This is a genomic window from Acidobacteriota bacterium, assembly GCA_009861545.1.
Classification (GTDB): Bacteria; Acidobacteriota; Vicinamibacteria; order Vicinamibacterales; family UBA8438; genus WTFV01.
On record VXME01000008.1, the window covers coordinates 1 to 24,856 of the forward strand.

Consider the following 24,856-nt stretch of genomic DNA (forward strand, 5'->3'; position numbering starts at 1 on the left):
CGGTAGAGGTCGGTCAGCACCGGCCGGCCGGTCTCCAGGTCGACGTGCGTGGCCCAGTTGACGTAGACGTAGGGGTGCGCGGCGATGAGCGAGCAGTCGGTGCGGTCGACGGTGTACAGGAAGCCGTTCTTGTTGGCCTGGATCATCACCTTGCGCATCTCGCCGTCGACCTCGATCTCGGCCAGCACCTGCTCGTCGATGCCGTCCACGTCGTACACGTCGTTGGGGGTGTACTGGTAGTAGCAGTGGATCTCGCCCGTCTTCGGGCGGATGGCGAGCACCGTCGACGCGTAGAGGCTGTCGAGCCCGCCGCGCGTCGCCGGGTCGTAGGGCTCGGCGTTGCCGGTCCCCCAGTAGACGAGGTCGAGCTCGGGATCGTACGAGCCGGTCCGCCACGTGGGCGCCCCGCCGTACAGGTACGCGTCGCTGTCGGCGGGCCACGTCTCGTGGCCGGGCTCGCCGGGGCCGGGAATCGTGTAGCGGCGCCACAGCTTCTCGCCGGTGGCGGGGTCCCAGCCGTCCAGGAAGCCGCGGGTAGTGGACTCGCCGCCGGACATCCCCGAGATGAGGACCCCGTTGGCCACCATCGGGGCGCCGGTCGCGTAGTAGCCCTCCGCCCCGTCGGCGAACTTCTGGTTCCACAGCTCCTCGCCGGTCTCCATGTCGAGGGCGAGCACGTGGTTGTCGACGGTCACCCGGAACAGCCGGCCCTCGTAGATGACCGGGCCGCCCCGGTTGAAGCTGCTGCGCCGCCGCGCCCCCTCCTCGAGGACGACCGGCGTGCGCCAGATCTGGCGGCCCGTCTCCAGGTCGATGGCGAAGGTCCAGCTCCCGTTGATCGCGTAGAGCACGCCGTCGTGGATGGCGGGCGCGGCCAGCTCGCCCGACTGGTTCATCAGGCTCGTGCTCCAGATGGGCACCAGCCGGTGGATGTTGGACTTGTTGATCTCCTCGAGCGGGCTGTAGCTCTTGCGGTCGTAGCCCATGCTGTGGATCAGCACGTCCCCGGGGGTCTGCGCGTCGTTGATCAGATCCTCGTCCGTCTGGGCCAGACCGGGGCTCGACGACACGCCCAGGAGCACCGCGAGCAACGCAGCCGTCTTCTTCATGATTCAGCCTCCAGTGAGCCGTCCGCCCTGCGCTACGCCCGCAACGGCTGGCCTGGGTATCGTCCCGGCCGCCAGGGCAACGCCGGCGCGACCCGCCGCGCACTGCTGCCGGCCATCATACGGGCTCGCGCCGGGACAATCCAGATAGGGTCGGTAGCGGGTCAGCCCTGGGGGCCCGCCTGCGCAAGCACCCATGTCTGCAGGAAGGACAGCCGGCCGTCGCGCACGCACGGCCGCATGCCCGTGGGCGGCCCGCCGCCAAGCTCATGCTCCAGAGCCCGGACGATGGTCCGCCGGGTCGATTCGGGTGTGCGCGTGAGGTCGAGCCACGGATCCAGGGGAACCTCGACGTCGCGCGCGGACCAGTCGGCGACCGGACGCCCGGCGGCGTCCAGCACGTTCCGGAGCTCGCGGGCCGTAAGGGCCCAGGCGTGCGACGGATCCCGCATTCGCTCGAAGGCGTTGTACCGCTCGGCGAGATCCATGTCGTCGGGAGAGAGCAGATCGACGATCGCCAGGGTGCCCGAGGGCCGCGCGACGCGCGCCATCTCCGTGACCTCCGCCGCCGGGTCCGCGAAGTGGTGGAGCCCGAGGCGGCACAGGACGAGGTCGAATTGCCGGTCGGCGAAAGGCAGGCGGGCGGCATCCGCCTGCACGGGTTGCAGGTTGTCCAGCCCTTCCCGCTCGGCCTCGGTCCGCAACGCGTGCAACATCGCCGGCGTCACGTCGACGGCCGCGATGGACCGGACGTGCGGGGCGGCCGCGCGACTCAGATGGCCCGTGCCGGCGGCAACGTCGAGCGTGCGCGTGCCCGGCGTGAGCGGCAGAGACTCGACCACCCAGCGCAGGAGCTCCTTGTGTCCGAGGTTCAGGCCCGCACCCCCGAATCCCGGCGCCTGCCTGGTGAACGCCGACTGCACACGCCGGATCTGGTTCGTCATCTACGATCGAAGCTACCATGACCCGCATGCCCACTTCCAAGGTCACCCCGCTGGCCGAGCTGGCCGCGCTCGTCCCCGACGGGGCATCGGTCGCCCTGGGCGGGAGCTTTCTCCACCGCGGCCCGTTCGCGTTCGTGCGCGAGCTGATCCGGCAGCGCCGGTCGGGGCTGGAGATCGTCAAGCAGTCGCCCGGCTACGACATCGACATCCTGTGCCGGGCCGGCTCGGTGACTCGGGTGCGCGCCGGCATCGTGGCCATGGAGGGCCATCTCGGCCTGGCCCCCGCCTATCGCCGAGCCGTCGAGCGGCGGGAGATCGAGCTGGAGGAGCACGCCTGCATGACCCTCACGGCCGGCCTCCGCGCCGCCGCCTACGGGGTGCCGTTCCAGCCGGTCGGGGGCGTGCACGGCTCGGATCTGCCGGCGCTGAACCGGTGGGCCTCCGTTCCGGACCCGTACGGCTCGGGCGAGCACGTGTGGGTCATCCCGGCGATCCGGCCCGACATCGCCGTCATCCACGTCAACGAGGCGAACGAGCAGGGCGACGCGCGCGTCTACGGCACGTCCCATTGGGACCGCATCCTCAGCCGCGCGGCCAGGCGCGTGTTCGTCGTGGCGGAGACGCTCGCCCCCGTCGCCTCGTTCCAGGAACGCCCCGAGCTCACGCTCATACCCGGGTTCATGGTCGAGGCGGTGGCCGTGGTCCCCCAAGGGGCATGGCCCGGCTCGTGCTGGCCGCTCTACGAAGTGGATTACCCGGCCGTCGAGACGTACATGCAGTCCGAGGGCCTGCCGGAAGCGCACCTAGCGGCGGCGCCCGAGCACGGCGAGCCCGTCCATGCCTGAACGCTGGTCCGCTTTCTCGTACCTCGTCACGAACCTCGCGCGCTTCGTCCGTCCGGACGAGGTGACGTTCAGCGGCGTGAACTCGACGCCGCCCATGCTGGCCTGCCTGCTCGCCAAGCGGGCCTACGACTTCGACTTCGTCTACCTCAACGTGGCCGGCGGCGTGCAGCCCACGCCGTCGTCGATACCCCGCTCGAGCTCTGACCCGGTGCTCGCCGAGGGCTCGACCGCGATCTTCGCCAACGAGGACTTCTACGACCTGTGCACCCGGGGCGGGATGGATCTGTGCTTTCTGGGCGCCGCCCAGGTCGACGGCCTCGGCCGCACGAACGTGTCGGCCATCGGCGACTGGCACGCACCCAAGGTACGGCTGCCGGGGGGCGGAGGCGGCGCGGTGATGCTGCCGACGGCACGTCGCGCCGTTACCTGGCGCACGGAACATTCCACACGCACGCTGGTAGAGAAGCTCGATTTCGTGACCGCGGCGGGCGGCCTGCACGGCGTAGTCACCCCGATCGCCGTATTCGAGAAGCGCGACGGCCGGCTCGCCCTGCGCTCCTGGCATCCGGAAGCCTCGCTCGAAGAGGTGCAACGACGGACCGGCTTCGCATTCGACGCTTCGGGAGCGGCGGCGACGCCGCGGCCTAGCGCGCGCGAGGTCGCCGCGCTCCATGCCCTCGACCCCGACGGGCAGTTCGAGCGCGAGGCGAGCGTGGCCGTGCGGTAGCGGTACGTCACGTCATCGACGATAGTCCCGGACAACACCGGCGCCATGGCCTCGTTCTCGTTGAGTCACCTGCTGCGCGAGCGGATCGGGCTCCATGCGCGGGCTGGACGGACGGCACTGCTCGCCCGGGAGGGCTCGGCCTCGTACGCGGAGCTGGGTGCACGAGTCGACGGCTGCGCCCGCAGGTTCCGAGGCATTCCCCGCGGCGGCCTGGTCGGTGTGCCCGCGGCGCGCTCGGTCGACTCGGTCGCGCTGTTCTTCGGCGTCATGCAGGCGGGCGCCTGCCCCTGCTTCATCGAGCCCGGCCTCACGGCGGCGGCCCTGCTGTCGCGGGCGCACGCCGTCGGCCTGCGCCGGATCGTGCTCGACGACGGGTCGGAGGCCATGGCCCGCGACCTGGAGCACGGCGGCCTGCAGGTGCACCGCGCCCCGGACCTGCTCCGCGAGTCGAGGAAGTCGGAGAGCACGGGGGCCATCCACCGATCGCTCGGCCCCGCCGACCTGGCGATGATGCAGTTCACCTCCGGCAGCACCGGACTGCCGAAGGGCGCCCTGCTCACCCACGGCAACCTGCTGCGGCACGCGGCGGGCATCATCGAGAGGACGCGGCTGACCGCGGCGGATCGTCTGCTGCACGTGATGCCGCTGCACCATACCAACGGCGTCAACAACCAGCTCATCGCACCGTTGCTGGCCGGGGCGACCGTCGTGCTGGCAGAGCGGTTCCGGGCGGAAGACGTCGAGGACCAGATCGCCGCGCACGGCGTCACCTACCTGACCGGCGTGCCGACGATGTACTCGCGGATGCTCCCGCATCTGCGCGACCAGGCGCGGCTGCGCTCGCTGAGGTTCCTCCGTTGCGGGTCGGCGCCCATCACGGTGCGCCTGCACGAGGAGGTCGAAGCCGCCTTCGGCGTGCCGCTGGTCGTGTCCTACGGGTTGTCCGAGGCCACGTGCACCTCGACGATGAACCCGGTCGGGGCGCGGCGCATCGGGACCGTCGGCACCGTCCTGCGCGGTCAGCGGGTCCGGATCTTCACGCCGGGGAGCGACGACCGGGCAGCCCCCGGCGCCGAGGGCGAAATCCGCATCGCGGGTCCCTGCCTGATGCAGGGCTATGCCGGAGAGCAGTCGGAATCGCCGATCCGCGAGGGATGGCTGCCGACGGGCGACCTGGGCCGCTTCGACGGGGACGGCTATCTATCCGTCACCGGCCGTCTCAAGGACCTGATCGTACGCGGCGGCGAGAACCTGTCGCCCCGCGCGATCGAGGACGCGCTCGCGGGTCATCCGGCTGTCGCCGCATGCTGCGTGGTCGGTGGACCGCATCCCGATCTCGGCGAAGTGCCGGTGGCGTTCGTCGTGCGGCGCGACGGCGAAACCGTGGACGCCGCCCAACTCCGCGCGCTGGTCGGCGGGCGCCTGTCGAGAACCCACACACCCGCCGCGGTCCACTTCGTCGAGTCGCTGCCCGTGAACGCGGTGGGCAAGGTCGACCGCAAGGCGTTGCAAGCCCGCAGCACGCAGGATTCAGCGGACGGCAGCGACCGTCCTTCTGATCAGTGACGTGAATGCATCGGTGAGACCGTCCGTGCGGGCCAGGACGACGCCTTCCCGGTCGACGAGCACGTAGGTGGGCAGGTCGCGAACGTACCAACGCCGCGCAAGGTCGCTCGCCGGGCCGGCGTGCCAGTTCGTCCACGGCATCGGCTCGTCCCGCCCGAGCTCGATGACGGCCTGCGGCGCTTCGTCGACGCTGATCCCGAGCAGGGTGAATCGATCCACGGGCAACTCGGCGACCAGCTCGCGCAGCGCCGGCCGCTCGACGGCGCACCGCCGGCACCCGGTCGCCCAGAAGTCGATCAGCAACACCCGGCCGGCGTAGGCCGACAGGCGATCCTCGGACCCGTCCAGCCGCCGGCCGACCATCTCCGACAAGGCGCCCCCGACGGTCGCGTGCCGGATGCCGTGAAGCAGGTCCGCCTCGGCCGCCGCGAGGGTCGGCGGAATGGATGCGAAGGGGCTGCCCGGCTCTTGCGCCGGGGCGAACGACTCCTGCTCCACCCCGGCACTCAGACCGGCCGCCGCCTCCAGCGCGCGCTGCCGCCGCGCTTCGCGGACGCCGGGCTGCGACCAGAAGCCGTTGGCGGACCGCATCAGGCCGACCGCAACGTAGTACCGCGCCAGGGCGCGCACCGCCGGATCGGCAGCGTTCGCCGCCATCCGTTCGAAGAACGCGTCGATCTCCCGCGCCATCGACTGACCGTTCGGCGCGAACGTCCGACCGGCGTCCAACTGCATCATGACGCGCGGCCACTCGTCGAAGCGGGGCGCGTGGGCGGCCAAGGTCCGCGCCCCCACGGCCATGTGCCAGTCCGCGTCCGGTTCGGCGGTCGCGTGCGCCACGAGGAACCCCGCCGCCTCGATCACCCGTTCCTGCGCACCGCCCGCCTCCACGATCGCCGTCGCCGCCGCGATGGCGCGGCGGATTTCCGGACGCTCGGACCACGCATCCTGCCGCCGGCGCCACTTTTGCTCGGCCGGGATGTCCGCGAGGGCGAGCTCCGTTTCGAGAACCGTCCAGGCCCGCCGCCTCTCGAGATACTCCTCCACCACCGCCCAGTCGGGACCGACATCGCCCGGCAGCGGCAGACGCGGCGGCCGGAACGCGAAGTTTCGGCGGCGTGGCGCCGCAATGGCGCCGGCGCCGCCCGTGAGCGGCAGTTGTCGGATGCGGCTCTCCAACCAGTCGCCGGCGGCGACGGGAACCGGATCCGGCGGCGGCGGCGGAACAACAAGGCCCGGCCGCAGGGCGTACAGCGCGATCGCGATCAGCAGCAGCAAGGCCGACCCGGCGCCGACCCAGGCGGCCGGATCGGCGTGCGGTCGCCGGTCGCCACGCGGAATCCGTCGCTGCATGGAGCTCCTAGTAGAAGAGCATCGCGACGACGACGACGAGGATCGCCAGGATGACGAACCACTGCCAGATCTCCTGCTGGTCCTCGGACGGGATGAGCTGGAAGGTGATGGCGCGGTGGGCGTCGATGGCGTTGCGGAGGAAGGGCGCCGCCGACAGGCCGACGTTCTCCAGGACGAACGAGCCGCCCCCGGAGCGCTGGTCGAACATCGCGACCCCTTCCGGGTTGACCCGCGTGCGGATGCCCTCGAGGTCGGCCTCGAGCGTCTCGTCGAAATCGAGACCGCGCACGTAGTCCTGCAGGACGATGTCCACGTCGACGCCCGTCCGGGAGCCGATCACCACCGGGTAGACGTCCAGCCCCCGCCGGCCGAACTCCGAGAGCGCCTGATCGAGGCGGGAGATCTGCTCGTTGTCCGAGGCGAAGTCGCCGTCGGTGAACAGCAGCACGACCCGGTCGGAGCGCTGCGCCGGTTGCCAGTCCTCGTCGCCGCTGTCGAAGCGGTCCTGGTTGTCGAGCGACTGGTACACGTGCTCGAACGCGGCGGCGATGTCGCTGTCCCACGGAAACGCATCGCCCGAGAGCTGCTCCGGCGGCGCGATCTGGCCCAACTGCTCGACGAAGCGCTCGGCGTTCGACGACAGGTGCACCTGCCGGAGCGCGGTGGTGCCGAAGACGAACAGGGCCACCCGATCGCCCGGCGTCAGGATCTCCTCGGTGTACAGGCCGAGCGCCTCGCGCACCGCCAGCTCCAGCCGGGAGGGACCGAGGTCGCGGACCCACATCGAGGCGGACGCGTCGATGATGACGGCTACGTCGACGTCGCCGCGCTTGAAGCTCGACCCGCCGTAGACCCAGAAGGGGCGCGCCGCGGCCAGGCTGAGAATGCTCAGCGCCAGGACGGCCAGGAACCAGAACTTGATGTGTCCGAGGAGCGGGTAGGACGAGCCGTGCGTCCTCGGCGGCCGCAGGCGCAGCCGGAGGAAGAAGATGACGGCGCCGAACAGCAGCAGCAGTCCGGCGATCGGCACGAACGTCAGGTACTCGGGATTCTGAAACTCGACGCTCTCGCGCAACGCGGATTGCAGCTCGTCCATCCCGAACGCCCCCGGCTAGTCCGGCGTCAACCGCGGCGGCGGCGAACCGGCGTTCCTTCGCCCCGCATCTGCTCGAGCTGCGGCGGCTCGGCCTCGCGCAGCGGCTCGAGGGCCCGGCGCACCGCCTCGGGATCGCTCGTCAGGTCGTAGTTCCACTTGAAGTCGAAGCGCCCGGTCGCATCGGCCCGCAACGCCCGCTCGTAGTCGGCGTTCACGTCGTCGAGCACTTCCTCGATGATGGCCGCCTTCTTCAGTTGGCCGTCGGGGTCGTCGTCGGCGATCGCCCGGTAACGCAGCCGCGCGAGCTGGAACTTGGCGCTCGCCAGCAGGTGCGACGCCCGCGGGTCGTCGATCTCGTCGGCCAGATCGCGCACGATCGCCTCGAAATCGCCGGTCAGGTAGTTGTACGACGCCTGCTGCAGGAACGCGTCCCCGAACAGGTAGGCGTCGGAGAACCAGCCGAGGCCCAGGTTCCGGCTGCGCTCGTAGAACCCGGTCACCTCGGCGAGCTGCAGGTCCGCCTGCTCGTAGTCGCCGCGGTCCACCGAATCGCTCAGGGCGTCGAGGTTGGCGTAGAAGCCGCCGAGGCTGCGCGACGGGATCGCCACGAGCGCCAGAAACAGGATCGCCAGGACGAAGCCGATCAGGTATTTGAACGACCGTTCCTTGTCGAGAAGGTCCGTCAGTGCCACGTCTGTATTCCCCCTGTGCAGTGACCGGCGGCCACGCTACGGGCCCGTCCCCCAGAACAGCTCGGCGACGAAGCCGAGCGGAATGCCCACCACCAGCAGCCCCATCGCCAGCAGCAGGAACCGCCCGTAAATCGGCACCTTCAACGCGCGGTGACGCTGCTCCACGCGCACCGCCTCGCGTTCGTCGATCGCCTGGTAGGCCGCGAGCAGGCTGTCTTCGTCGGTCACGTCGAAGTAGTCGCCGCCGTACTCCCGGATCATCTCGATGAGCCGGGGCGTGCTCGGATGCCCGATCATCGCGGTCCGGATGTCGCTCGTGTTGATGTAGATGATGTAGGGCGTGACGTTGCGCTGGCTCAGCGCGGCGAACTCCGCGTCCGGAAACTCGTCGACCGCCGCGTCGGTCACGATGAGCACGGCGCGGTTGACCTGGTCGCCCCCGAGCGCCGCCTCGTCCTGATCGAGCTGCCGGGTGATCGACTGCAGGGGCCGGATGATGTTCGTATCCCCCTCGGCCGGCACGATGCGCACCTTGTCGGGCGGGACGACCATCGCCTTGTCGAGCCGCTGCGTCATCACGTACGGCGCGTCCCACACCTGGAAGTAGTACAACTCGTCGTCCATGACGAAGTCGTCCACCATGTAGGGATAGGTCGAGAAGAGCCACAGCGAAACCCGGTCGTTCTTGCCCTGACGCATGTCGAGGAACCGCAGGTGCGCGTCGCGTGCCACCTCGGCCTTCGACTTGCCGGTGTCGGGGAATTCCCAGGCCATCGAGCCGGAGGTGTCGACCAGATCGACCCGCACGCGCGACTCGATGTAGCCGCTGACCTCCTCGGTCGCGGTCAGGAACGGGTCGGCCGCGGCGAAGAGCATCAGGGCCAGTGCGCCGCCCACGAGCAGCTTCGGCAGCGAGTGGGCCGTCTTGATCCACATGCGCTTCGTGTGCCTGCGCTCGATCACGTGGCCGGAGTGCTGGCGCACGTGCTTCCGCCGGCGGAACATCAGCCGGGCCGCCGAGGCGACCGCCACGACCCCGACGGCGATCGACAGCGCGGTCGCCATCCCGATGTCCCCGTAGCGTACCTGGGCGAACTCCGTCTCCAGCAGCTCGACCAGGCCGGTGTTGAGAAACGCGACGAACTCGGTCCAGGGTTGGAGCATGATTCCCTACCCGTCGAACATGCCCGTGAACGCGCGCCAGAGGCGCACGTGCGGGCGAAGCGCCGCCAGCGCGTCCTCCAGCAGTTGGGCCTCTTCCTTGGGGTTCGCGATGGTCGACGCGTCGCCCTGCTCGAGCCCCGCGTGGTGCTCGGCGAGTCGCGCCGCGAGCGTCGCCAGCGCCGTCTTGCGTCCGCCGTCGTCGAGTCCTTCGATGTGCTGCCGAATGTCCTTCGGCGTGTCGCCGCTGCGCAGGGCCGGCAACTCGGCCTGCAGATACTCCCGCGTGGAGATGACCAGATCCTGCTTGAGCTCGCCGAGGGCGCCGTTGCCCTCGGCCGCCCCGAGCGTCCGCACGTGGCCCTGCAGGGTCCGGCGCGCCTCCCAGATGGACGGCGGGGCGGGAATCTGCGCCTCCAGCCGCTCGATCTCCTCGAGCTCGCGGGCCACCTCGGTGGGAATCACTTCCTTCTTGCGCCACTGCCGCACGAGGAACACCAGCCACACCAGCAGCGGCAGCGGGGCCACGGTCCAGGCCGCCGTGCTGAAGAGCGCGGCGCGACCGCCGAACTCGCCGAGCTCGATCGTGTCCCGGATGTCGAGCACCGGCACGTCGGTCATCGTCGAGACGTAGCGCACCAGCCCCTGCCCGCCGTCGACCTGCTGGATCTCCGCGTCCTCGATGTCCTCGCCGAGGTCGCGGATCAGGTAATAGAAGGCGAAGGACGGGACCAGGTAGACGGCCTTCTCCGGCGCGATGATGCGCAGCCCGTACTCGAAGTCCCAGATGTGCTCGTCCTCGATCCGCCGCTTCACCACGTCGAGCGAAACCGCTTCGAAGGGATGTACCGGCAGGTTCTCCGGCACCATCCGATCCTCGAGGATGATGATCTCGCGCCCCTCCGAGATGAGATCCGGGAAGCGCAGGCGGTAGGTCTGCGAGATGACGTCCCCGGTCTTGACGACGGTCGGCTCGAGCTCCAGGGTCTCGACCATGATCGGCGACTGCGCCGCCGCGGAACCGGCAACCACCAGGGACACGACGAACGTCACGACGGCGAGGCGTCTCACCATGCTTCCTTCCGTTTCGGCTAGCGGGCGGTGCGCGCGATCAGGAACTCCGCCAGGGCGTCGGCGTGGTTCCGGGGCGTCAGCACGACCGAATCGACCCCGCTCTTGTGCTTCAGCATGTACTGGAGCTCCGACATCCGCTCGTCGATCGTGCGCCGGATGGCGCTCGCCTTGCGCGCGGAGATGACGGTCTGCCGGTCGGTCTCCATGTCGTTGATCCGGATGTAGCCGAGACTGCTCCTGACCTGGAATTCCTCGGGATCGTCCAGGATGAGCATCATCATATCGTGCTTCGCGGCCAGCGTGCCCAGCAGCTTGAAATCGAGCGACGCGCGGTCGTTGACGAAATCGACCGCGTCGGAGATCAGGATGAGCGTGTGGCGGTTCTTCAGCCGCGACGCGATGAACCGGAACGGGACCGTGAAGTTCGCGGCGCGCTTCTCCGGGAACTGCCGCTGCAGCTCGATCTTGTCGAAGATCTGCTTGGCGATGTAGAAGACCTGGGGGTTGCCGAGCTTCGGCTTGACGAACGTCTCGATGCGATCCGAAAAGCCCAGCAGGCCCACCGGATCGCGGACGTTGGCCCGGGTGAGTCCGATGTTGCCGATCAGGTCCAGCATCAGCATGGCCTTGCTCGACGCCTGCGAGAGCTGGAACAGGATCGACGACGACAGGTCGACGACGAACACCGTGCGGAGCTCCTTCGGCTCCATCCGCTCGATGCGGAACAGCTTCTCCGGATAGGTCCGCAGGCTGAGCACCCAAGCGATGTCCTTGAGCGGCTGGCCCGGCCGCCACTGATCGACGCCGACGATGTCGTAGCCGGCGCCCTTGAACCCGCTCTTGTGATCGCCGTAGTGGATCGAGGTGGACTTCTTGCGCGTCTTGATTCCGTGCTTGATGTTGCGGAACCGCGCAAAGACCTCCTCTATTTCCACGGGGGGATCTCCATGTCCGCCACGATCTGGCGGAGCAGGTCCTCCTTGTTGACCGAGAACTCCATCCCCTCGCGCAGCACCAGGCGGTGCGCGAGCACCGGCTCGGCCACCGCCTTGATGTGGTCCGGCGTGATCACGGAGTCGCCATTGAAGAACGCGAACGTGCGCGCGACCGCCTCGAGGTGAAAGTGGACGCGGGGCGAGATGCCGACCCGGATGTACTCCTTGACGGTGCGGGCGGCGCGCCCCTGGACCCGGTGCGGCCGCGTGTTGCGGATCAGCCGTACCTTGTACTGCTGGCCGTAGTCCGACATCTTCACCGTGTCGAAGATGTGCTGCGCGATGTCGAGCACCTCGTGGAGGTTGGTCAGCTTGTCGACGTGCTTGCCGACGACGTTGCCGGAAGTGATGTTCAGCTCGTCGTCCTCGCTCTCCGGATCCATCATGTTGATCGAGAGCGTGGTCCGGTCGAGCTGGGCGACGGGATTGGCGAACGTCCCTTCCTCCTCGCCGAAGATGTTCTCGGTGCAGATCACCATGAAGAACCGGGGGCCGTCGATGTCGTTGTAGTCGCACGACAGCGGAAAGAGCGGCAGCATCTTCCCTTCGGCCATGTCGCCGTAGTCGGAGTTCAGCGTCGCCGAGCTCTCCTCCATCCCCTCGAGCACCGCCGCCTTGGTCTTGCCCGACAGCCGGTTGTCCTCGTCGATGAGGACGATGTGGGCCATCAGCTTGCCCGGCTTGAAGTGGATCTTGCGGCTGCCGTCGACCTCTTCGACGATGGTCTCGTAGCCGAGGATGTCCTCCGGCATGTAGGTGGGCAGGCCCTGGATGCGCTCGAACCTGGCGTCGATCGCCATCGCGCAGGCGCTGACCAGGTCGGTCTTGCCGGTGCCGGTCGGCCCGCGGAACATGATGTGGGGCTGGCGCAGCTTCTTCCCCTGGCTCAGCTTGTCGGTGTACGGCAGGAGCGTGAAGAACGCCCACGAGAGGATCCGCGCCGCGTCGTCGAGTCCGTACAGCCACTTGGTGGACTCGCTCTGGAAGCGCTGCACGACCTCGTTGGCGCGATCTCGATCAATCGTCGGTCTGGTCTCGACAGTCATCGCTCGTACGAGCCGCCTTTCACCCGGAGGGAAACGGCGCACCGGCTCGCCCTGCGGCCGGTGCGGCCCGGAAAAGGCGCAAGCATATCAGTGTCGCCGCCGCGGCGCTACCGGACTTGGCATCCGGCCGGCGGAGTGCCAACATGGATCGTTTGCCCGACGCCCGCCGGAGTCGGGCACGGGACGGCGGAACCCGGAGGAACGGAACGATGCCACTGCTGACGGCCGAGGACTACAAGAACAGCCTGCGCGACGGACGGACGGTCTACTACCGGGGCCGGCGCGTGGAAGACGTCACGACGCACCCCGTCATCGGCCGCGCCGTCGACCACGCCGCCATCGACTACCGCATGGCCCACGACGCCTCCGATCGTCCCCTCGCCGTGGTCGACGGACCCAACGGCCCCTGCTCGCGCTACTACGCGATCCCCCGCACGCCGGAGGATCTGCTGCAGCGGAGCGCGCTCATCGAGCGCTCCACCGCCCTCGGCGGCACGCTGGTAGTCCTGATCAAGGAGATCGGCACCGACGCGCTGCTCGCCCTGCGCCTGATCGCCGGGCACCTCGACCGCACGAAGAAGACCAGCTACCTGAAGCGCGTCGAGGCGTTCCATGCCCACTGCCGCGACCGCGACCTGGCCGTCGCGGTCGCCCAGACCGACGTGAAGGGCGACCGGAGCAAGGGGCCGACCGGACAGGATCACCCCGACTACTACGTGCGGGTGGTGGCGCAGGACGCCGACGGCGTGACGCTGCGCGGCGCCAAGGTGCACACGTCGGTGTCGACCAACGCCCACGAGATCATCGTGCTGCCGACCCGCAACCTGTCCTCCGGCGAGGAGGCCTACGCGGTCGCGTGCGCCGTGCCCGCCAACGCGCCGGGCCTGACGATGCTCGCCAGCGGCTACGGCCGGTCCGGGCACGCCTTCGAGCACCCGATCAGCGCGAAGCACAAGATGATGGAGACGCTGACCGTTTTCGACGACGTGAAGGTGCCCTGGGACCGGGTGTTCCTGAACGGCGAGGTGGACATGGCGGGGCCTCTCGCCAAGACCTTCGTCGAGTTCCACCGCTTCACGGCGGTGAGCTACAAGCTGCCGCTCGTCGATCTGTTCGTCGGCGCCTCGCACCTGATGGCGGAGTACAACGGCATCCTGCGCGCGGGACACGTCCGGGACAAGCTGGCGAAGCTCATCAGCTACGCGCAGATCTGCCGCGGCATGACCCGCGAGGCGGCGCGCGAGGCGAGCGTCGTGGACGGGGTGGCCGTGCCCAACGCCGAGCTCATCAACATCGCCAAGCTGCATTTCGCGACCAACTACCACCAGGCGCTGGCGTGGGTGCAGGACATTGCGGGGGGCCTGCTGGCGACCGGACCGAGCGCGGAGGACCTGGATGATCCGAAGCTCGGCGCGCTGATCGACAAGTACCTGGGCGCGGCGGCGGCCCCCCCCCCCCCCCCCCCGGGGCGGGAATAAAAAAAAATAGGGGAAAACCCCCCCCCCCAAGGCGGGGGCCCCCCGGGGGGGGGGGGGGGCCGGCGGGCCCCCGGACCGCGGGCTGATGACCTGGATGACCCCGCGCGCGGCGCGCGCCCCCGCCCGCCCGGCGGCGCGCCCGGCGCGCGGCCCCGCGACCGCCTGCGGCTGATGAACCTGATAGCGGAGATCACCGCCACCGACTTCGGCGGCTACCAGGCGGTGCTGGCGGTGCACGCCGAGGGGAGCATCGAGGCCGAGAAGATGACCATCTGGCGCCAGCACGACGTCAAGCCGAGCGTGCGCTACGCGAAGCGGTTGGCGGGGATCGACGCCTGATCAGGTCCGCATGACGCGGAACGCGAGCGGAGGGGCCGGCTTCTCCGCCTCGGCGAGCGCCTCGGCGATCAGGTGGTGCTGCGGCGACAGGTGGCAGACGGGATCGGTGGCGGTGGCGTCGCCGGTCATCAGGTAGGCCTGGCAGCGGCAGCCGCCGAAGTCGATTTCGCGGCGGTCGCAACTCCGGCACGGCTCGGGCAACCAGTCGGTCCCGCGGAACCGCTGGAAGACGTCCGAGGTGAACCAGATGTCCTCGAGCGACGAGTCCCGCACGTTCGGGAACTCCAGGCCCGGGATCTCGCGCGCGGTCTGACACGGCAGGGCCGCGCCATCCGGCGCCACCGCCATGAAGACCATGCCCCAGCCGTGCAGGCACGCCTTCGGAAACTCCTCGAAGTAGTCGGGCAGCACGTGCACGACGTCCAGCCTGCCGGTGCTCGCGGCCAGCTTCTCGTCCACGACACGCTGGGCGCGCTCGACCTGCGCCCGCGTGGGCATCAGCGCCGCGCGGTTGCGGAACGCCCAGCCGGTGTACTGCGTGTTGGCCAGTTCCAGCCGATCGACGCCCCATGCGAAGGCCGTGTCGATGACCTCGCCGATCCGATCCAGATTGTGCCGATGCAGCACGACGTTGAGGGTCACGGGGAATCCGATCCGCTTGGCGGTCAGCACCGCCTCGCGCTTGCGGTCGAAGGACGGCGCGGCGGCCAGCCGGTCGTTCGCCTCCGGATCGGTATCGAGCAGGCTCACCTGCAGGTGGTCGAGCCCCGCCTCGCGCAGGCGCTCGATCATCTTCTCGTCGGCTACCGTGGCCCCGGTGCTCAGGTTCGAGTACAGCTCGCAGTCGCGCGCCGCGCGGCACAGGTCGAGAATGTCGCGGCGGACCAGCGGCTCGCCGCCGGAGAGATGAAGCTGCGCGACGCCCAGCTCCGCCGCCTGCTCGAACACCCGCACCCAGGTGGCGGTGTCCAGCTCGCTCTTGTAGCGCGCGAGCTCCAGCGGATTGCTGCAGTACGGGCACTGCAACGGGCAGCGGTAGGTGATCTCGGCCAGCAGCGCGCGCGGCCGGGGCAGCTCAGTCGGCGCCGGCGTCATGGATCAGTCCTCTCTCTGCGAGCGCGCCGAGAAACTCCCGCACGTCGTCCTCGGGCTCGGCCCCGGGAAACGCTTCCTTCAGCGCCGCCACGACTTCCTCCAGCGACCTTCCGTCGCACAGCTTGACGATGGCGGTGCTGGGTTCGTTGAGCAGCATCATCCCTTCGGGGAAGACGAGCTGGTGCTCCTTGCGCACCTTGTCCCAGCGGTAGCGGGCGTGGGGCGCCAGCAGCGGACGGCGGATGCCGCCCTCCTTCGTCATCCCGCCGCCCCGTCGGTCGGCGTCACGCACTGATGATAGATGGCGTCGAGCTGCGCCCACAGCAGATCGCACTTGAAGCGCAGCGCCGCCGCGGCCCGTTCCTGCTCCGGGCGCGTGACGCAGTGGTCCAGGACGATGCCCAGGCCATGGTCGGTGTCGCGCGGCGCCTGCGTGAGACGCGAACGGAAGTACGCCAGCGCCTCGGGGTCGATCCAGGTGTAGTGCTTCTCGAACGCAGCCAGCCGGGTCGCCATCAGGTTCGGGGAGAACAGCTCCGTGAGCGACGAGGCGACCCCCTCGACCCACGGGCGCGTCTCGACGAACTTGACGTAGGCGTCGACGGCGTAGCGCACGCCGGGCAGCAGGCGGCGATCGTCCTCGAGCTCCTCGGGCGCGACGCCGGTGGCGGCGGCCAGCCTGAGCCACTTGTCGATGCCCCCGGGGCCGCTCTCCGTGCCGTCGTGATCGTGGATCCGCTGGATCCACTTCTGCCGGATGCCGCGATCGGGGCACCGCGACAGCAGGACGGCGTCCTTGATCGGAATGTTCTTCTGGTAGTAGAAGCGGTTGGCGACCCAGAGCTGAAGCTGCTCCCGGCTCAGCCGGCCGTCGTTCATCAGCCGGTGGAACGGGTGCTTGTCATGGTAGCGGGCCTGCCCGATCGCCCGGAGCTTCTCGGTGAACTCATCCCGTGACCACGGTTTCATTGGCGCTCCCTACCGATCCGCGGCGGCCCCTGACGCCGCCCGCGGCCGCTCCCTGACTCCTCAGAGATCGAAGACGTCCCCGTCCGCGCCGACCCGGACCCCGGCCGCGTCGACGCGGCGGCGCTGGGGGCTCGAGTCGTTCAGCATCGGGTTGGTGTTGTTGATGTGCACGTAGACGCGGTGGCGAACCGGCAGACCGCCGATCCAGTCGAGGCTGCCGCCGTCGCCGTCGACCGGAAGATGCCCCATCTCGCGCGCGGTGATGTCGGTGATGCCGGTCGTGCGCGGCTCGTCGTCCGACCAGAAGGTGCCGTCCATCAGGAGGGCGTCCGCGCCTTCCACCGCCGTGCGCAAGGCGTCGTTGACGACCGGCAGACCGGGCGCGTAGACGAGCCGCGCCCCGCGCGCGACATCGGTGATCTCGAGTCCGATCACGGATCCGACGGCGTCGGCGGCCTCCGTGCCGACGACGAAACGCGGCACGTCGCGTCCCACCTCGAACGCCCGCAGCCGGAGTCCGCTCGGGACGCCGTCCGCGCCCGCCGGCAGCTCGGTCGGCTCATCGAGGGGCAGGTCGATCCAGGGTCGCGGGGCGAAGTGCGACAGCACCGGCGCCACCGGAAAATGTTCGGTGAGCCACTCGCGGACGAGCGGCGTCGATACGACAGGGAACGAGCAGCCCTCGCGAATGAGCAGGAGCCCCGACATGTGGTCGAGCTCGGCGTCCGTCAGCACGCAGCCCGCAATGGCCGTCGCGCGCCCGCCGCCGCCGGCCGGCGTCAACTCGGGCGTCGCCTGGATCTGCTGTCGGATGTCCGGAGAAACGTTGAGGAGGAACCACCGAACGCCGTCGACGGTAATCGCGAGGGAAGATTGGGTGCGTGCGGAGATCTCGGGAGACCCCGCACGCACTCCAGAACAATTCGGGCACCGGCAATTCCATTGCGGCAGTCCGCCGCCGGCCGCCGAGCCCAGGATCCGAACGCGCACAGCGAACGACCCTGTCGATCCCGCCTAGCGGCTGTTGACGTAGAAGGTGACTTCCATCGACAGCGAGATCGCCTTGAACTCAGGCTTCGTCCAGGTCATCTTGGCTACTCCTTGGTAGTTCCGAAGAAAACGCCGTGAACTTCGAAAGGCGGAGCATACCATTCTCGTCGAGAGTGCGCAAGGGGCGGCGTGGGTTTTTCGATCTCGGGGTCGAGCAGCGGGCGCCAGGCTGCCGCCGCACCCGAACGCGGGCGCTTGCGTCAAACGCGCAGCGTCCGCCAGCGCCCGCTGCGGAAGAGCCGCTGCATCAGCAGCACCTGCACGGCCGGCGCCGCCACCCACGCGAGCAGCGCGCCCTCCGGCTCCCAGCCGAGCCCGACCAGCAGGGTCAGCGTGAGCGCCAGCAGGACGCCCCACTGCGTCACGACGGTGTAGCGGAAGATCGGCTTCGTGTCGCCCGCCCCGGTCAACGCTCCCTGCGTGCCGATGCTGAGCGAGCTGAAGAACTGCGCCACCGCGAACCAGCGCAGCACCGTGGCGCCGAGCGCCGCGACTTCCGGGTCGACGATGAACAGCGCGGCAATCGGCTCGGCGAGCACGAACGTCGCCGCCACCACGCCTGCCATGATCAGGCCGAGCAGCAGCACGGCACGCTGGCCGATGGACTGCGCGAGGTCGAACCGCCGCGCACCGACCGCCTGGCCGACCAGTGTCGCGGCGGCCACCTGAAAGGCCAACGCGGGAAGCACGCTGACCAGGCGCACCTGCAGGCCGACACCCACGGCGGCGTGCAGCGACGCGCCGAGCGGCACGACGCCGAGCAGGCCCAGATAGACGAGCCGCGCGCCGTTGCGGGCGATGGCGGCGAGGGCCGGCGACGTTCCGATGCGCAGGATGCGCCGCACCAGACCCCAGTCGACGCCTCCCCAGGGCCGCACCCGCAGGCGCGCGTGCCGGGTGCCGCGCACCAGCAGCACCAGGTAGGCCGCCGCCCCGAGGCCGCGCGCCGCCACCGTGCCGATCGCCGCCCCCGCCACGCCGTAGGCGGGCACCGCGCCGGCGCCGAAGACGAAGACGTAGTTGAGTCCGATGTTCAGCCCGCTGACCACCGCGGCGAGCTTCAGCGGCGTCAACGTGTCGCCGGTCCCCCGGAAGACCGCCGCGGCCACGACGCTCGTCCACAGAAAGAGCGTGCCGAGAAAGTAGATGTGCAGGTAGGGGACGCCGTGCGCCAGCGTCTCGGCGCTCGCCTGCAACGCCACCAGCAACGGCCGGCTCGCCAGGTAGCCGACCAGCGTGGTCGGCACGCCGAGCAGGACGACGAGGCGAAAGCTCTGCCGGACCGCACCGTCGACCTGCGCGCGGTTGCCGGCGCCCACGCCCTGGCTGACCAGCGTGATCACGCCGGTCGCCACCGCCAGCGCCGCCGATTCGAGCAGGAAGGTGACCTGCCGGTTCAGACCGATGGCCGCCGTCGCCTCGCTCCCGAGCCCGCGGACCATCAGGAAGTCGGCCGTACCCAGGCTCAGCTCGAGGACGCTGTAGACGAGGGTGGGCCAGGCGAGCGCCCAGATGCGGCGGTACGAGCCGCGGTCGGCGGATTCACTCATACACTTTGGTCGCGTTCCTGTTGCGGGGGGACAATACCAGGATCCGCGTGATCTCCGCCCGTGACATGCACCGTACGGAGAGAGCCCGATATGACCAACACGCGTGAACGGCCTGCCCGGTCTCGAAACGAGCGCTTCGAGACCGGGAGAGCCGACCGCAGGCCGTCTCCGCTCGCGCAGGAGGGTGCACGCCGAGCGGCCGGGAACCTCGATGCCGCGGTCTCGACGCTGGCCGCGCTCGTCGCCTTTCCGACGGTGGCCGCCCCGCCGGCGCCGAACGTGCAACTGGCGGCGTTCCGGCGCCTGAAGGAGTACCTGTCGCGCCTTTCCGACGACTGGGACTTCGACGTCGAGGACCACGGGGCGGCCGTCGTGATCGGCCTTGGACGGGCGCAGGACCGCCTGGGAATCCTGACCCACGGGGACGTGCAGCCCGCGGACCGCGAGCGGTGGCGCGGCGACCCGTTCAGTCTGGATGCGACGAGCGAGCCGGGGCGGCTCATCGGCCGCGGCGTCGAGGACGACAAGGCGTCGATCTCCACCGCGCTCCATGCCATGCGCACGGTCAGCCGCATCGGTGTCCCGTTGCGGCGGCGGATCGAGCTCATCGTCTCGATGACGGAGGAATCGGACTGGACCCCGTTCCGGGAGTTCGTCCGCGGCTGGGACCCGCCGGCGCTCAACGTGGCCCTCGACGCCAAGTACCCCGTCGTGACCGCGGAGAAGGGAACGGGCGGCATCTTCCTGACGGTGCCGCCGGACCCGCCCGTCCGACCCCGGCCGGCTCGGCGCGGGGCCCGTCTCGTGTCGTTCACCGGCGGCGAGGCGCGGACCCGGGTTCCCGCCGCGGCGGTGGCGGTCATCGAGAACGCGGGATTGGAACTGGCGGCAGAGTTGCGCGCCGCCGCGGATCCGTCATGCGGCGTGACCTTCGCACTGGAATCGGAAGGCGACGTGCTCACGGTGCGGGCGCGCGGCGCGGCCGCCCACTCGTCCACGCCCTGGGAGGGCCGCAACGCCGTCACGCACCTGGCGGCGCTGCTGGCGCGCCGCGACTGGCCGCCGACGCCCGCGAGCCGCATGCTGCAACTCGTCGTCGACCTGGTCGGCACCGGCGACCTCGCCGAGCGCTTCGGCGACCTGGCCTGCGCGCATCCCTTCATGGGACCCCTCACCCTCGTCCTGACCCGCCTCTATCCCTGCGACGACGGGGGCATCGAGGCGTGCCTCAACCTCCGCTGCCCGGCCGGGCGCAGCCGGGAGCAGGTGGAGGTGCAGGTCCGCGAGGCGGTCGAGGCCTGGACGGCGCGGCGCGGACGCGCGGCGCCCGGCTGGCGGCTGACGATGGGGGACCCGTACTACCTGGAATCGGCGCCCCACGTTCCCGTGCTGGTCGACGTCTACCGCCACTACACGGGGCAGCACGACGCGGGCCCCGTCGCGGTGGGCGGCGGCACGCAGGCGCGCCTGCTGCCCAACGGAGTCAACTTCGGACCCTCGATGCCCGGTGCGGCCTACACCGGGCACAGCGACCACGAGTTCGTGACGGTCGAGCAGCTCCGGCTGAACCTGATGATGCAGGCGGCGATGCTGGTGGAGCTGGCCGCCGGGTGACGGACCCTACTGCTTCCTCGCGGTCCAGTCCCCGGAACCGTACCAGACGAAGTGGCCCTCGTCGCCGGCGATGGTGGCGCCGTCGATCTCGCCCGAGAGGTTGATCGGCATGTCGCCGTCGAGGTCCGGCACGATGAACACGAACGCGATCGTGTTGCCGTCGACGGAGCCCTCGACGGGCAGGGTGCCCTCGCCATCGTGCATGTCGATCTCGCCGCCGAGCGTGGCGCCGTTCTGCTCGAACGTGACCGTCCAGGTCTGCTCGCCGGTTTGCGTGTCGAGATCGATCTGCCAGATGCCGCTCACGTCGGACTGCGCGTGGACGCCGGCGCCGTAGAGAGCGGCGGCCAGCGCGACGGCGGTGATTCCCAGGATGGCTGTCATTCGCGTGCGTCTCGTCATCATCACTCCTGTCCGCTCGTGGGCTCGCCAATTCTACGGCACCGGCCGCGCGACACGAACCGGACGCCGGCCACGCCGCCGAATCGGCAGTCCGGGCGACCGGAACAGCGGGGACGCGAGTAGAATGTGTGGCCGGCCGGCTCGGGCGACGAACGCGGCCCCCGCCGGCGTGGCAGTTCGCAGCGGCGGGAACCAGACCGCGACGCCCCCGGGCGTCGAGACGAGAGGAGCGCCCGAATGACTGACGCGACCGCAGGCTCTGCCGATTCCGCGCCGAACCGCTGGCTTCCCCTCATCGGCGGCGTGCTGATGAACCTGGCCCTCGGCGTGATCTACGCCTGGAGCGTCTTCGTGGCGCCGTTCGACGCCGACTTCGGTTGGACGCGCACCGAGGTCTCGGTGGTCTTCACCATCGCCATCCTCTCGGTCGGCTCCTGGTTCGTGGTCGCCGGCTTCCTGCAAGACCGCTTCGGACCGCAGAAGGTCGCCGCGTTCGGCGGCGTCCTCTACGCGCTCGGCTTCTTCCTGGCCAGCCAGACCGAGTCGCTCATCTGGCTCTACGTCACCTTCGGCGCCATCGCCGGCGCCGGCAACGGCTTCGGCTACGCGATCCCCATCCCGGTCTGCTCGAAGTGGTTCCCCGACCGGCGCGGCCTTGCGGTCGGCCTCGTCGTCGGAGGCTACGGCGCCGGTTCCGGCATCTACGGGCCGCTCGCGCGCGAGTGGCTGATCCCGACCTACGGCTGGCAGGGAACGATGCAGATCTCCGCGGTCATCTTCCTGGTGATGACGCTGGTCGCGGCTTATCTGCTGAAGAACCCGCCAGCAGGCTACCGGCCTCCGACCCCGGCGGCGGCGCCTGCCGCGGGCGGCGCGCCGAAAGCGGCTGCACCGGCAACGGCGCGCGACTTCTCCACCGCGGAGATGGTCCGCACGCCGACCTTCTATTTCCTCTGGGTCGCCTACTGCCTGGGCGCGGCGGCCGGCCTGATGGTGATCAGCCAGCTCGTCCCGGTGGGCGCCGCGGCGGGCCTGGGCGCGGCGGCGGCCCTGGGGCTGACGATCGGCGCCATCGGCAACACCGGCGGCCGGGTGCTCTCGGGCTGGATGTCCGACACGTTCGGCCGGCTCAACACGCTGCGGATCATGGTGCTGCTCTCGGCCGCGGCGCTCCCGCTCTTCCCGCTCTTCGCGGGACAGGTAATCCTGTTCTACCTGTTGCTGGTCGTCATCTACTACTGCTACGGCACGCTGCTGTCGGTCTTCGCCTCCACCTGCGCCGATTTCTACGGCACGAAGCACATGGGGGTGAATTACGGCCTGCTGTTCTCCGCGTGGGGCGTCGCCGGCATCGTCGGGCCGGTGATTGCGGGCCGCGTCTTCGACGCGTCCGGCGACTACGAGCTGGCCTTCTACCTGGCGGCGGGGCTGTCGGTGGTCGCGCTCGGCGCGCTCCTGCTGGCGAAGCAGCCGCAGGCGCCGGCGCAGGCTTCCTGAGCGGAATCGGACGAGCCCATGCCTGAGCCATCGAACAGCAGCACCAGCGGCATCGTCGCCGTCGTCGGCGATCTCGGGGATCGCCTCTGCCGGTTCACGCAGCGCTGGATTCCCGACTCGTGGGTCGTCTGCATGCTCCTGACCGTGGCGGCGCTCCTGCTGGCCATGTTCGGCGCCGGCGCGAGCCTGAACGAGTCGGTCCTCGCCTGGGGCGACGGCATGTGGGCGCTGCTCGAGCTGGGGATGCAGTTCTCGATCGCCATGATCGCGGCGCACGCCTGCGTCTCGTCCCGCCCGGTCTACCGCTTCCTCGACTGGCTGGCCGGCCTGCCGGATAGCAACAAGCCGGTGCAGGCCATCGCCCTCATCGGCGCCTACGCGCTGGTCACCGGCTATCTGAACTGGGCGCTCAGCGTGGTGGCCTCGGCGCTCTTCGTGCCGTTCGTCGCGCGGCGCAATCCGAAGGCCGACATCCGGGTGATCATCGCCGCCGCCTACCTCGGGATCTGCACCATCTGGCACGGCGGCCTGTCGGGGTCGGCGCCCCTCATTCTCGCCACCCCCGGCAATCCGCTGCTCGCGCCGGCGAGCGGCGAGCCGGTCATCGACCGCGTGATCCCGGTCACCGAGACGCTGTTCATTCCGTTCAATCTCGTCTTCATCGCCATTCTGGGAGCGGTCGCCCTGGCGATGGTGATGCTGCTCCACCCGCGGCAGAACGTCCAGACGCTGACGTCCGAGCAGATCGACCGGATGATGCCGACGCTCCCCGACGACCAGACGCCGGAGACGCCGGCCGCGCGCATGGAGGCGTCCCGCGGCTGGATAATCCTGGCCGCAATCCTGATCGGGTATCCCCTCGGCTACTCGATGGTCACCCGCGGCTTCGGCGCCACCTGGACCATCAACGCGTACAACGCCGTCTTCCTGGTGGCGGCACTGCTGCTCCAGGGCCGGCCCGCCAACCTCGTGCGCGCGTTCGCCAACGGCGCCCGGACCGCCTCCGGCGTCATCCTGCAGTTCCCCTTCTACGCGGGCATCTTCGGCGTCATCAACAACACCGGCCTCGGCGCCTGGCTCGGCGAGCTGTTCGTCACGTTCGCCACCACCGAGACCTACCCGCTGGTGGTCTACTTCTACTCCGGCTTCGTGAACCTCTTCGTGCCGTCCGGCGGCTCCAAGTGGCTGATCGAGGCGCCCTACCTGCTGCCGGCCGCGCGGGAGCTCGGCGTATCCGCCACCACCACCGTGCTCGCCTACGCCTACGGCGACGCGACGACCAACTTCATCCAGCCCTTCTGGGCGATACCGATCCTGACCGTCACGCGGCTGAAGTTCGGCGACGTGCTCGGCTACACCGGGATCGTGGCGGTGGTCTGCGTGCTGATCAGCGTGATCGCGATGCTGATCATCCCGACGGACCTGTGAGGATCTCAACCATCAGACGGCAACCCGGAGACCCACGGTGCAAGGGAACATGATGGATGATCCCTACGAAGTCCTGGGACTGAAGCACGGTGCAACCACTGCGCAAGTCAAGGCGCGGTACCGCCAACTGGCAAAGGTACACCACCCGGACAAGAACCGAGGAGATCCTACTGCTGAGTGGGTATTCAAGAGGATTCAGGCTGCATACGACGTGCTTCAGCGTGAACCGAAACCGGCACCGGCAAGGCCAGAGCAGCCACGACCGCGAGCGACGGCACCACCACGGCGAGAAACGACGCAATCGAAACCGGACGAACCGATCGTCGGCGTCGATGCGGAGCACCCCTTGTCTACTGCGCTGGCCTATTCGCTCGGTCTTCCATCCGCCGTAGTTGTCATCCTCTCCATCGAACGAGCCCACTTTCCAGATCTCGCTCTTGCGTGGTTGCTTTTCTTCGGCATGGTGCATGCGGAATGAGGTGGCCCGCAGCACCCAGGGACTGGTTATTCTGGTTAGGCGTGCTCGCCTTGATAGGATATGCTTGCGTAGTAGGTTGGTGATGAACGAAATTGAAGGTAAGACGATCATTGGAACTTTCGGCGAATTGTTGGTCCAACGTCTTCGTTTGCGGGGTGATTCGTCAATAGATACGGGCATGGAATGGGCCCGGAGCGTGGAAGGTCGGGCGACGCGGAGGTTTCCTTTGGCTGGCGTCGCGTCTTGCGCGGGGTCCGTGGTGGCTGCGCTGTTACCCACGCCGTAGCCGGAAGCCGAGGACGGAGTACGTGCGTCGGCTACTCCGAGGGCACGGAGGGTAGAGTCTGTTGG

At 69.5% G+C, this 24,856-nt stretch carries 25 protein-coding genes and 1 pseudogene; 10 read left to right on the forward strand and 16 right to left on the reverse strand.

The genetic code is table 11. The annotated features are described in order from the left end of the window. Both F4X11_01485 and F4X11_01490 read right to left on the reverse strand, forming a co-directional pair. Positions 1-1,109 (reverse strand): PQQ-binding-like beta-propeller repeat protein (locus F4X11_01485; GenBank protein ID MYN63695.1); only part of this gene is annotated, 1,109 nt, incomplete at its 3' end. Positions 1,110-1,270: 161 nt separating this feature from the next. After that, positions 1,271-2,050 carry a methyltransferase domain-containing protein gene (locus tag F4X11_01490; GenBank protein MYN63696.1) on the reverse strand — a complete coding sequence of 260 codons (780 nt, stop codon included), beginning with the start codon at positions 2,048-2,050 and terminating at the stop codon, positions 1,271-1,273. 17 nt (positions 2,051-2,067) lie between these two features. Here F4X11_01490 and F4X11_01495 point away from each other — a divergent pair, with 17 nt between their 5' ends. The 3 genes from F4X11_01495 to F4X11_01505 are packed head-to-tail and all read left to right on the forward strand — an operon-like array spanning position 2,068 to position 5,188. Further along, positions 2,068-2,895 carry a CoA transferase subunit A gene (locus F4X11_01495; GenBank protein ID MYN63697.1) on the forward strand — a complete coding sequence of 276 codons (828 nt, stop codon included), beginning with the start codon at positions 2,068-2,070 and terminating at the stop codon, positions 2,893-2,895. Continuing rightward, positions 2,888-3,622, forward strand: coding sequence for a glutaconate CoA-transferase (locus F4X11_01500; protein MYN63698.1), 735 nt, complete (start codon positions 2,888-2,890; stop codon positions 3,620-3,622). The genes F4X11_01495 and F4X11_01500 overlap by 8 nt, the downstream gene beginning before the upstream one ends. Before the next feature lie 45 nt (positions 3,623-3,667). Next, on the forward strand, positions 3,668-5,188 hold the full coding sequence (locus tag F4X11_01505) for an acyl--CoA ligase (GenBank protein MYN63699.1): 1,521 nt from the start codon (positions 3,668-3,670) through the stop codon (positions 5,186-5,188). On the opposite strand, the gene F4X11_01510 is transcribed toward F4X11_01505, so the two are convergent. The 7 genes from F4X11_01510 to F4X11_01540 are packed head-to-tail and all read right to left on the reverse strand — an operon-like array spanning position 5,153 to position 12,605. Next, a complete protein-coding gene (locus tag F4X11_01510; GenBank protein MYN63700.1) occupies positions 5,153-6,541 on the reverse strand; it encodes a TlpA family protein disulfide reductase in 1,389 nt (462 codons plus the stop codon). The genes F4X11_01505 and F4X11_01510 overlap by 36 nt on opposite strands. Before the next feature lie 7 nt (positions 6,542-6,548). Then, positions 6,549-7,637: a VWA domain-containing protein gene (locus tag F4X11_01515; GenBank protein MYN63701.1), complete on the reverse strand. Its 1,089-nt coding sequence runs from the start codon at positions 7,635-7,637 to the stop codon at positions 6,549-6,551. 26 nt (positions 7,638-7,663) lie between these two features. Continuing rightward, the gene (locus F4X11_01520; protein ID MYN63702.1) at positions 7,664-8,329 is read right to left on the reverse strand and encodes a hypothetical protein; all 666 of its coding nucleotides are present in this window, start codon (positions 8,327-8,329) and stop codon (positions 7,664-7,666) included. Positions 8,330-8,365: 36 nt separating this feature from the next. After that, the gene (locus F4X11_01525; protein MYN63703.1) at positions 8,366-9,493 is read right to left on the reverse strand and encodes a VWA domain-containing protein; all 1,128 of its coding nucleotides are present in this window, start codon (positions 9,491-9,493) and stop codon (positions 8,366-8,368) included. Between the two features lie 6 nt (positions 9,494-9,499). Beyond that, complete coding sequence (locus tag F4X11_01530; protein ID MYN63704.1) at positions 9,500-10,564, reverse strand: hypothetical protein; 1,065 nt, start codon at positions 10,562-10,564, stop codon at positions 9,500-9,502. A 17-nt stretch (positions 10,565-10,581) separates the two neighbouring features. Further along, on the reverse strand, positions 10,582-11,499 hold the full coding sequence (locus tag F4X11_01535) for a hypothetical protein (GenBank protein MYN63705.1): 918 nt from the start codon (positions 11,497-11,499) through the stop codon (positions 10,582-10,584). Further along, positions 11,490-12,605 carry a MoxR family ATPase gene (locus F4X11_01540; protein ID MYN63706.1) on the reverse strand — a complete coding sequence of 372 codons (1,116 nt, stop codon included), beginning with the start codon at positions 12,603-12,605 and terminating at the stop codon, positions 11,490-11,492. Before F4X11_01540 ends, F4X11_01535 begins: the two co-directional genes overlap by 10 nt. A gap of 143 nt (positions 12,606-12,748) precedes the next feature. Here F4X11_01540 and F4X11_01545 point away from each other — a divergent pair, with 143 nt between their 5' ends. Beyond that, on the forward strand, positions 12,749-14,083 hold the full coding sequence (locus F4X11_01545; protein ID MYN63707.1) for a gamma-aminobutyrate dehydratase: 1,335 nt from the start codon (positions 12,749-12,751) through the stop codon (positions 14,081-14,083). A gap of 171 nt (positions 14,084-14,254) precedes the next feature. Then, the gene (locus tag F4X11_01550; protein ID MYN63708.1) at positions 14,255-14,422 is read left to right on the forward strand and encodes a hypothetical protein; all 168 of its coding nucleotides are present in this window, start codon (positions 14,255-14,257) and stop codon (positions 14,420-14,422) included. Here the strand turns inward: F4X11_01550 and pqqE are convergent, their stop codons facing one another. The 6 genes from pqqE to F4X11_01580 are packed head-to-tail and all read right to left on the reverse strand — an operon-like array spanning position 14,423 to position 19,086. After that, the gene (gene pqqE, locus F4X11_01555) at positions 14,423-15,496 is read right to left on the reverse strand and encodes a pyrroloquinoline quinone biosynthesis protein PqqE (protein ID MYN63709.1); all 1,074 of its coding nucleotides are present in this window, start codon (positions 15,494-15,496) and stop codon (positions 14,423-14,425) included. It abuts the gene before it with no gap. Between the two features lies 1 nt (position 15,497). Further along, positions 15,498-15,779 carry a pyrroloquinoline quinone biosynthesis peptide chaperone PqqD gene (gene pqqD, locus F4X11_01560; GenBank protein MYN63710.1) on the reverse strand — a complete coding sequence of 94 codons (282 nt, stop codon included), beginning with the start codon at positions 15,777-15,779 and terminating at the stop codon, positions 15,498-15,500. Then, entirely contained in the window at positions 15,776-16,486 is a 711-nt protein-coding gene (gene pqqC, locus F4X11_01565) for a pyrroloquinoline-quinone synthase PqqC (GenBank protein ID MYN63711.1), read from the reverse strand. Before pqqC ends, pqqD begins: the two co-directional genes overlap by 4 nt. 60 nt (positions 16,487-16,546) lie before the next feature. Further along, entirely contained in the window at positions 16,547-17,476 is a 930-nt protein-coding gene (gene pqqB, locus F4X11_01570; GenBank protein MYN63712.1) for a pyrroloquinoline quinone biosynthesis protein PqqB, read from the reverse strand. A 24-nt stretch (positions 17,477-17,500) separates the two neighbouring features. Beyond that, the gene (pqqA, locus tag F4X11_01575) at positions 17,501-17,740 is read right to left on the reverse strand and encodes a pyrroloquinoline quinone precursor peptide PqqA (protein MYN63713.1); all 240 of its coding nucleotides are present in this window, start codon (positions 17,738-17,740) and stop codon (positions 17,501-17,503) included. Continuing rightward, complete coding sequence (locus F4X11_01580) at positions 17,737-19,086, reverse strand: MATE family efflux transporter (protein MYN63714.1); 1,350 nt, start codon at positions 19,084-19,086, stop codon at positions 17,737-17,739. Before F4X11_01580 ends, pqqA begins: the two co-directional genes overlap by 4 nt. Between F4X11_01580 and F4X11_01585 the strand changes: the two are divergent. Beyond that, positions 19,068-19,193, forward strand: a pseudogene (locus tag F4X11_01585) (BrnT family toxin). The gene F4X11_01580 and the pseudogene F4X11_01585 overlap by 19 nt on opposite strands. Next, the gene (locus F4X11_01590; GenBank protein MYN63715.1) at positions 19,177-20,700 is read left to right on the forward strand and encodes a dipeptidase; all 1,524 of its coding nucleotides are present in this window, start codon (positions 19,177-19,179) and stop codon (positions 20,698-20,700) included. Before F4X11_01585 ends, F4X11_01590 begins: the two are co-directional and overlap by 17 nt. Before the next feature lie 6 nt (positions 20,701-20,706). On the opposite strand, the gene F4X11_01595 is transcribed toward F4X11_01590, so the two are convergent. After that, the gene (locus tag F4X11_01595; GenBank protein MYN63716.1) at positions 20,707-21,084 is read right to left on the reverse strand and encodes a hypothetical protein; all 378 of its coding nucleotides are present in this window, start codon (positions 21,082-21,084) and stop codon (positions 20,707-20,709) included. Between the two features lie 255 nt (positions 21,085-21,339). On the opposite strand from F4X11_01595, the gene F4X11_01600 reads away from it, so the two are divergent. Genes F4X11_01600 through F4X11_01610 form a run of 3 tightly spaced genes read left to right on the forward strand, consistent with a single transcriptional unit; the run spans position 21,340 to position 24,505 of the window. Next, positions 21,340-22,599, forward strand: a complete 1,260-nt coding sequence (locus tag F4X11_01600; protein ID MYN63717.1) for an OFA family MFS transporter — start codon at positions 21,340-21,342, stop codon at positions 22,597-22,599. A gap of 18 nt (positions 22,600-22,617) precedes the next feature. Further along, entirely contained in the window at positions 22,618-24,027 is a 1,410-nt protein-coding gene (locus tag F4X11_01605) for a short-chain fatty acid transporter (protein MYN63718.1), read from the forward strand. Between the two features lie 52 nt (positions 24,028-24,079). Next, positions 24,080-24,505: a DnaJ domain-containing protein gene (locus F4X11_01610; GenBank protein MYN63719.1), complete on the forward strand. Its 426-nt coding sequence runs from the start codon at positions 24,080-24,082 to the stop codon at positions 24,503-24,505. Positions 24,506-24,856 lie beyond the last annotated feature (351 nt).

Coding starts and splice junctions, on each gene's coding strand:
- F4X11_01600 (MYN63717.1), top strand. CDS start 21,340: ATGACTGACGCGACCGCAGGCTCTGCCGATTCCGCGCCGAACCGCTGG.
- F4X11_01505 (MYN63699.1), top strand. CDS start 3,668: ATGGCCTCGTTCTCGTTGAGTCACCTGCTGCGCGAGCGGATCGGGCTC.
- pqqD (MYN63710.1), bottom strand. CDS start 15,779: ATGACGAAGGAGGGCGGCATCCGCCGTCCGCTGCTGGCGCCCCACGCC.
- F4X11_01550 (MYN63708.1), top strand. CDS start 14,255: ATGAACCTGATAGCGGAGATCACCGCCACCGACTTCGGCGGCTACCAG.
- F4X11_01590 (MYN63715.1), top strand. CDS start 19,177: ATGACCAACACGCGTGAACGGCCTGCCCGGTCTCGAAACGAGCGCTTC.
- F4X11_01540 (MYN63706.1), bottom strand. CDS start 12,605: ATGACTGTCGAGACCAGACCGACGATTGATCGAGATCGCGCCAACGAG.
- F4X11_01545 (MYN63707.1), top strand. CDS start 12,749: ATGGATCGTTTGCCCGACGCCCGCCGGAGTCGGGCACGGGACGGCGGA.
- F4X11_01530 (MYN63704.1), bottom strand. CDS start 10,564: ATGGTGAGACGCCTCGCCGTCGTGACGTTCGTCGTGTCCCTGGTGGTT.
- F4X11_01580 (MYN63714.1), bottom strand. CDS start 19,086: ATGAGTGAATCCGCCGACCGCGGCTCGTACCGCCGCATCTGGGCGCTC.
- F4X11_01495 (MYN63697.1), top strand. CDS start 2,068: ATGACCCGCATGCCCACTTCCAAGGTCACCCCGCTGGCCGAGCTGGCC.
- F4X11_01490 (MYN63696.1), bottom strand. CDS start 2,050: ATGACGAACCAGATCCGGCGTGTGCAGTCGGCGTTCACCAGGCAGGCG.
- F4X11_01525 (MYN63703.1), bottom strand. CDS start 9,493: ATGCTCCAACCCTGGACCGAGTTCGTCGCGTTTCTCAACACCGGCCTG.
- F4X11_01610 (MYN63719.1), top strand. CDS start 24,080: ATGGATGATCCCTACGAAGTCCTGGGACTGAAGCACGGTGCAACCACT.
- pqqC (MYN63711.1), bottom strand. CDS start 16,486: ATGAAACCGTGGTCACGGGATGAGTTCACCGAGAAGCTCCGGGCGATC.
- F4X11_01595 (MYN63716.1), bottom strand. CDS start 21,084: ATGACAGCCATCCTGGGAATCACCGCCGTCGCGCTGGCCGCCGCTCTC.
- F4X11_01515 (MYN63701.1), bottom strand. CDS start 7,637: ATGGACGAGCTGCAATCCGCGTTGCGCGAGAGCGTCGAGTTTCAGAAT.
- F4X11_01605 (MYN63718.1), top strand. CDS start 22,618: ATGCCTGAGCCATCGAACAGCAGCACCAGCGGCATCGTCGCCGTCGTC.
- F4X11_01500 (MYN63698.1), top strand. CDS start 2,888: ATGCCTGAACGCTGGTCCGCTTTCTCGTACCTCGTCACGAACCTCGCG.
- F4X11_01510 (MYN63700.1), bottom strand. CDS start 6,541: ATGCAGCGACGGATTCCGCGTGGCGACCGGCGACCGCACGCCGATCCG.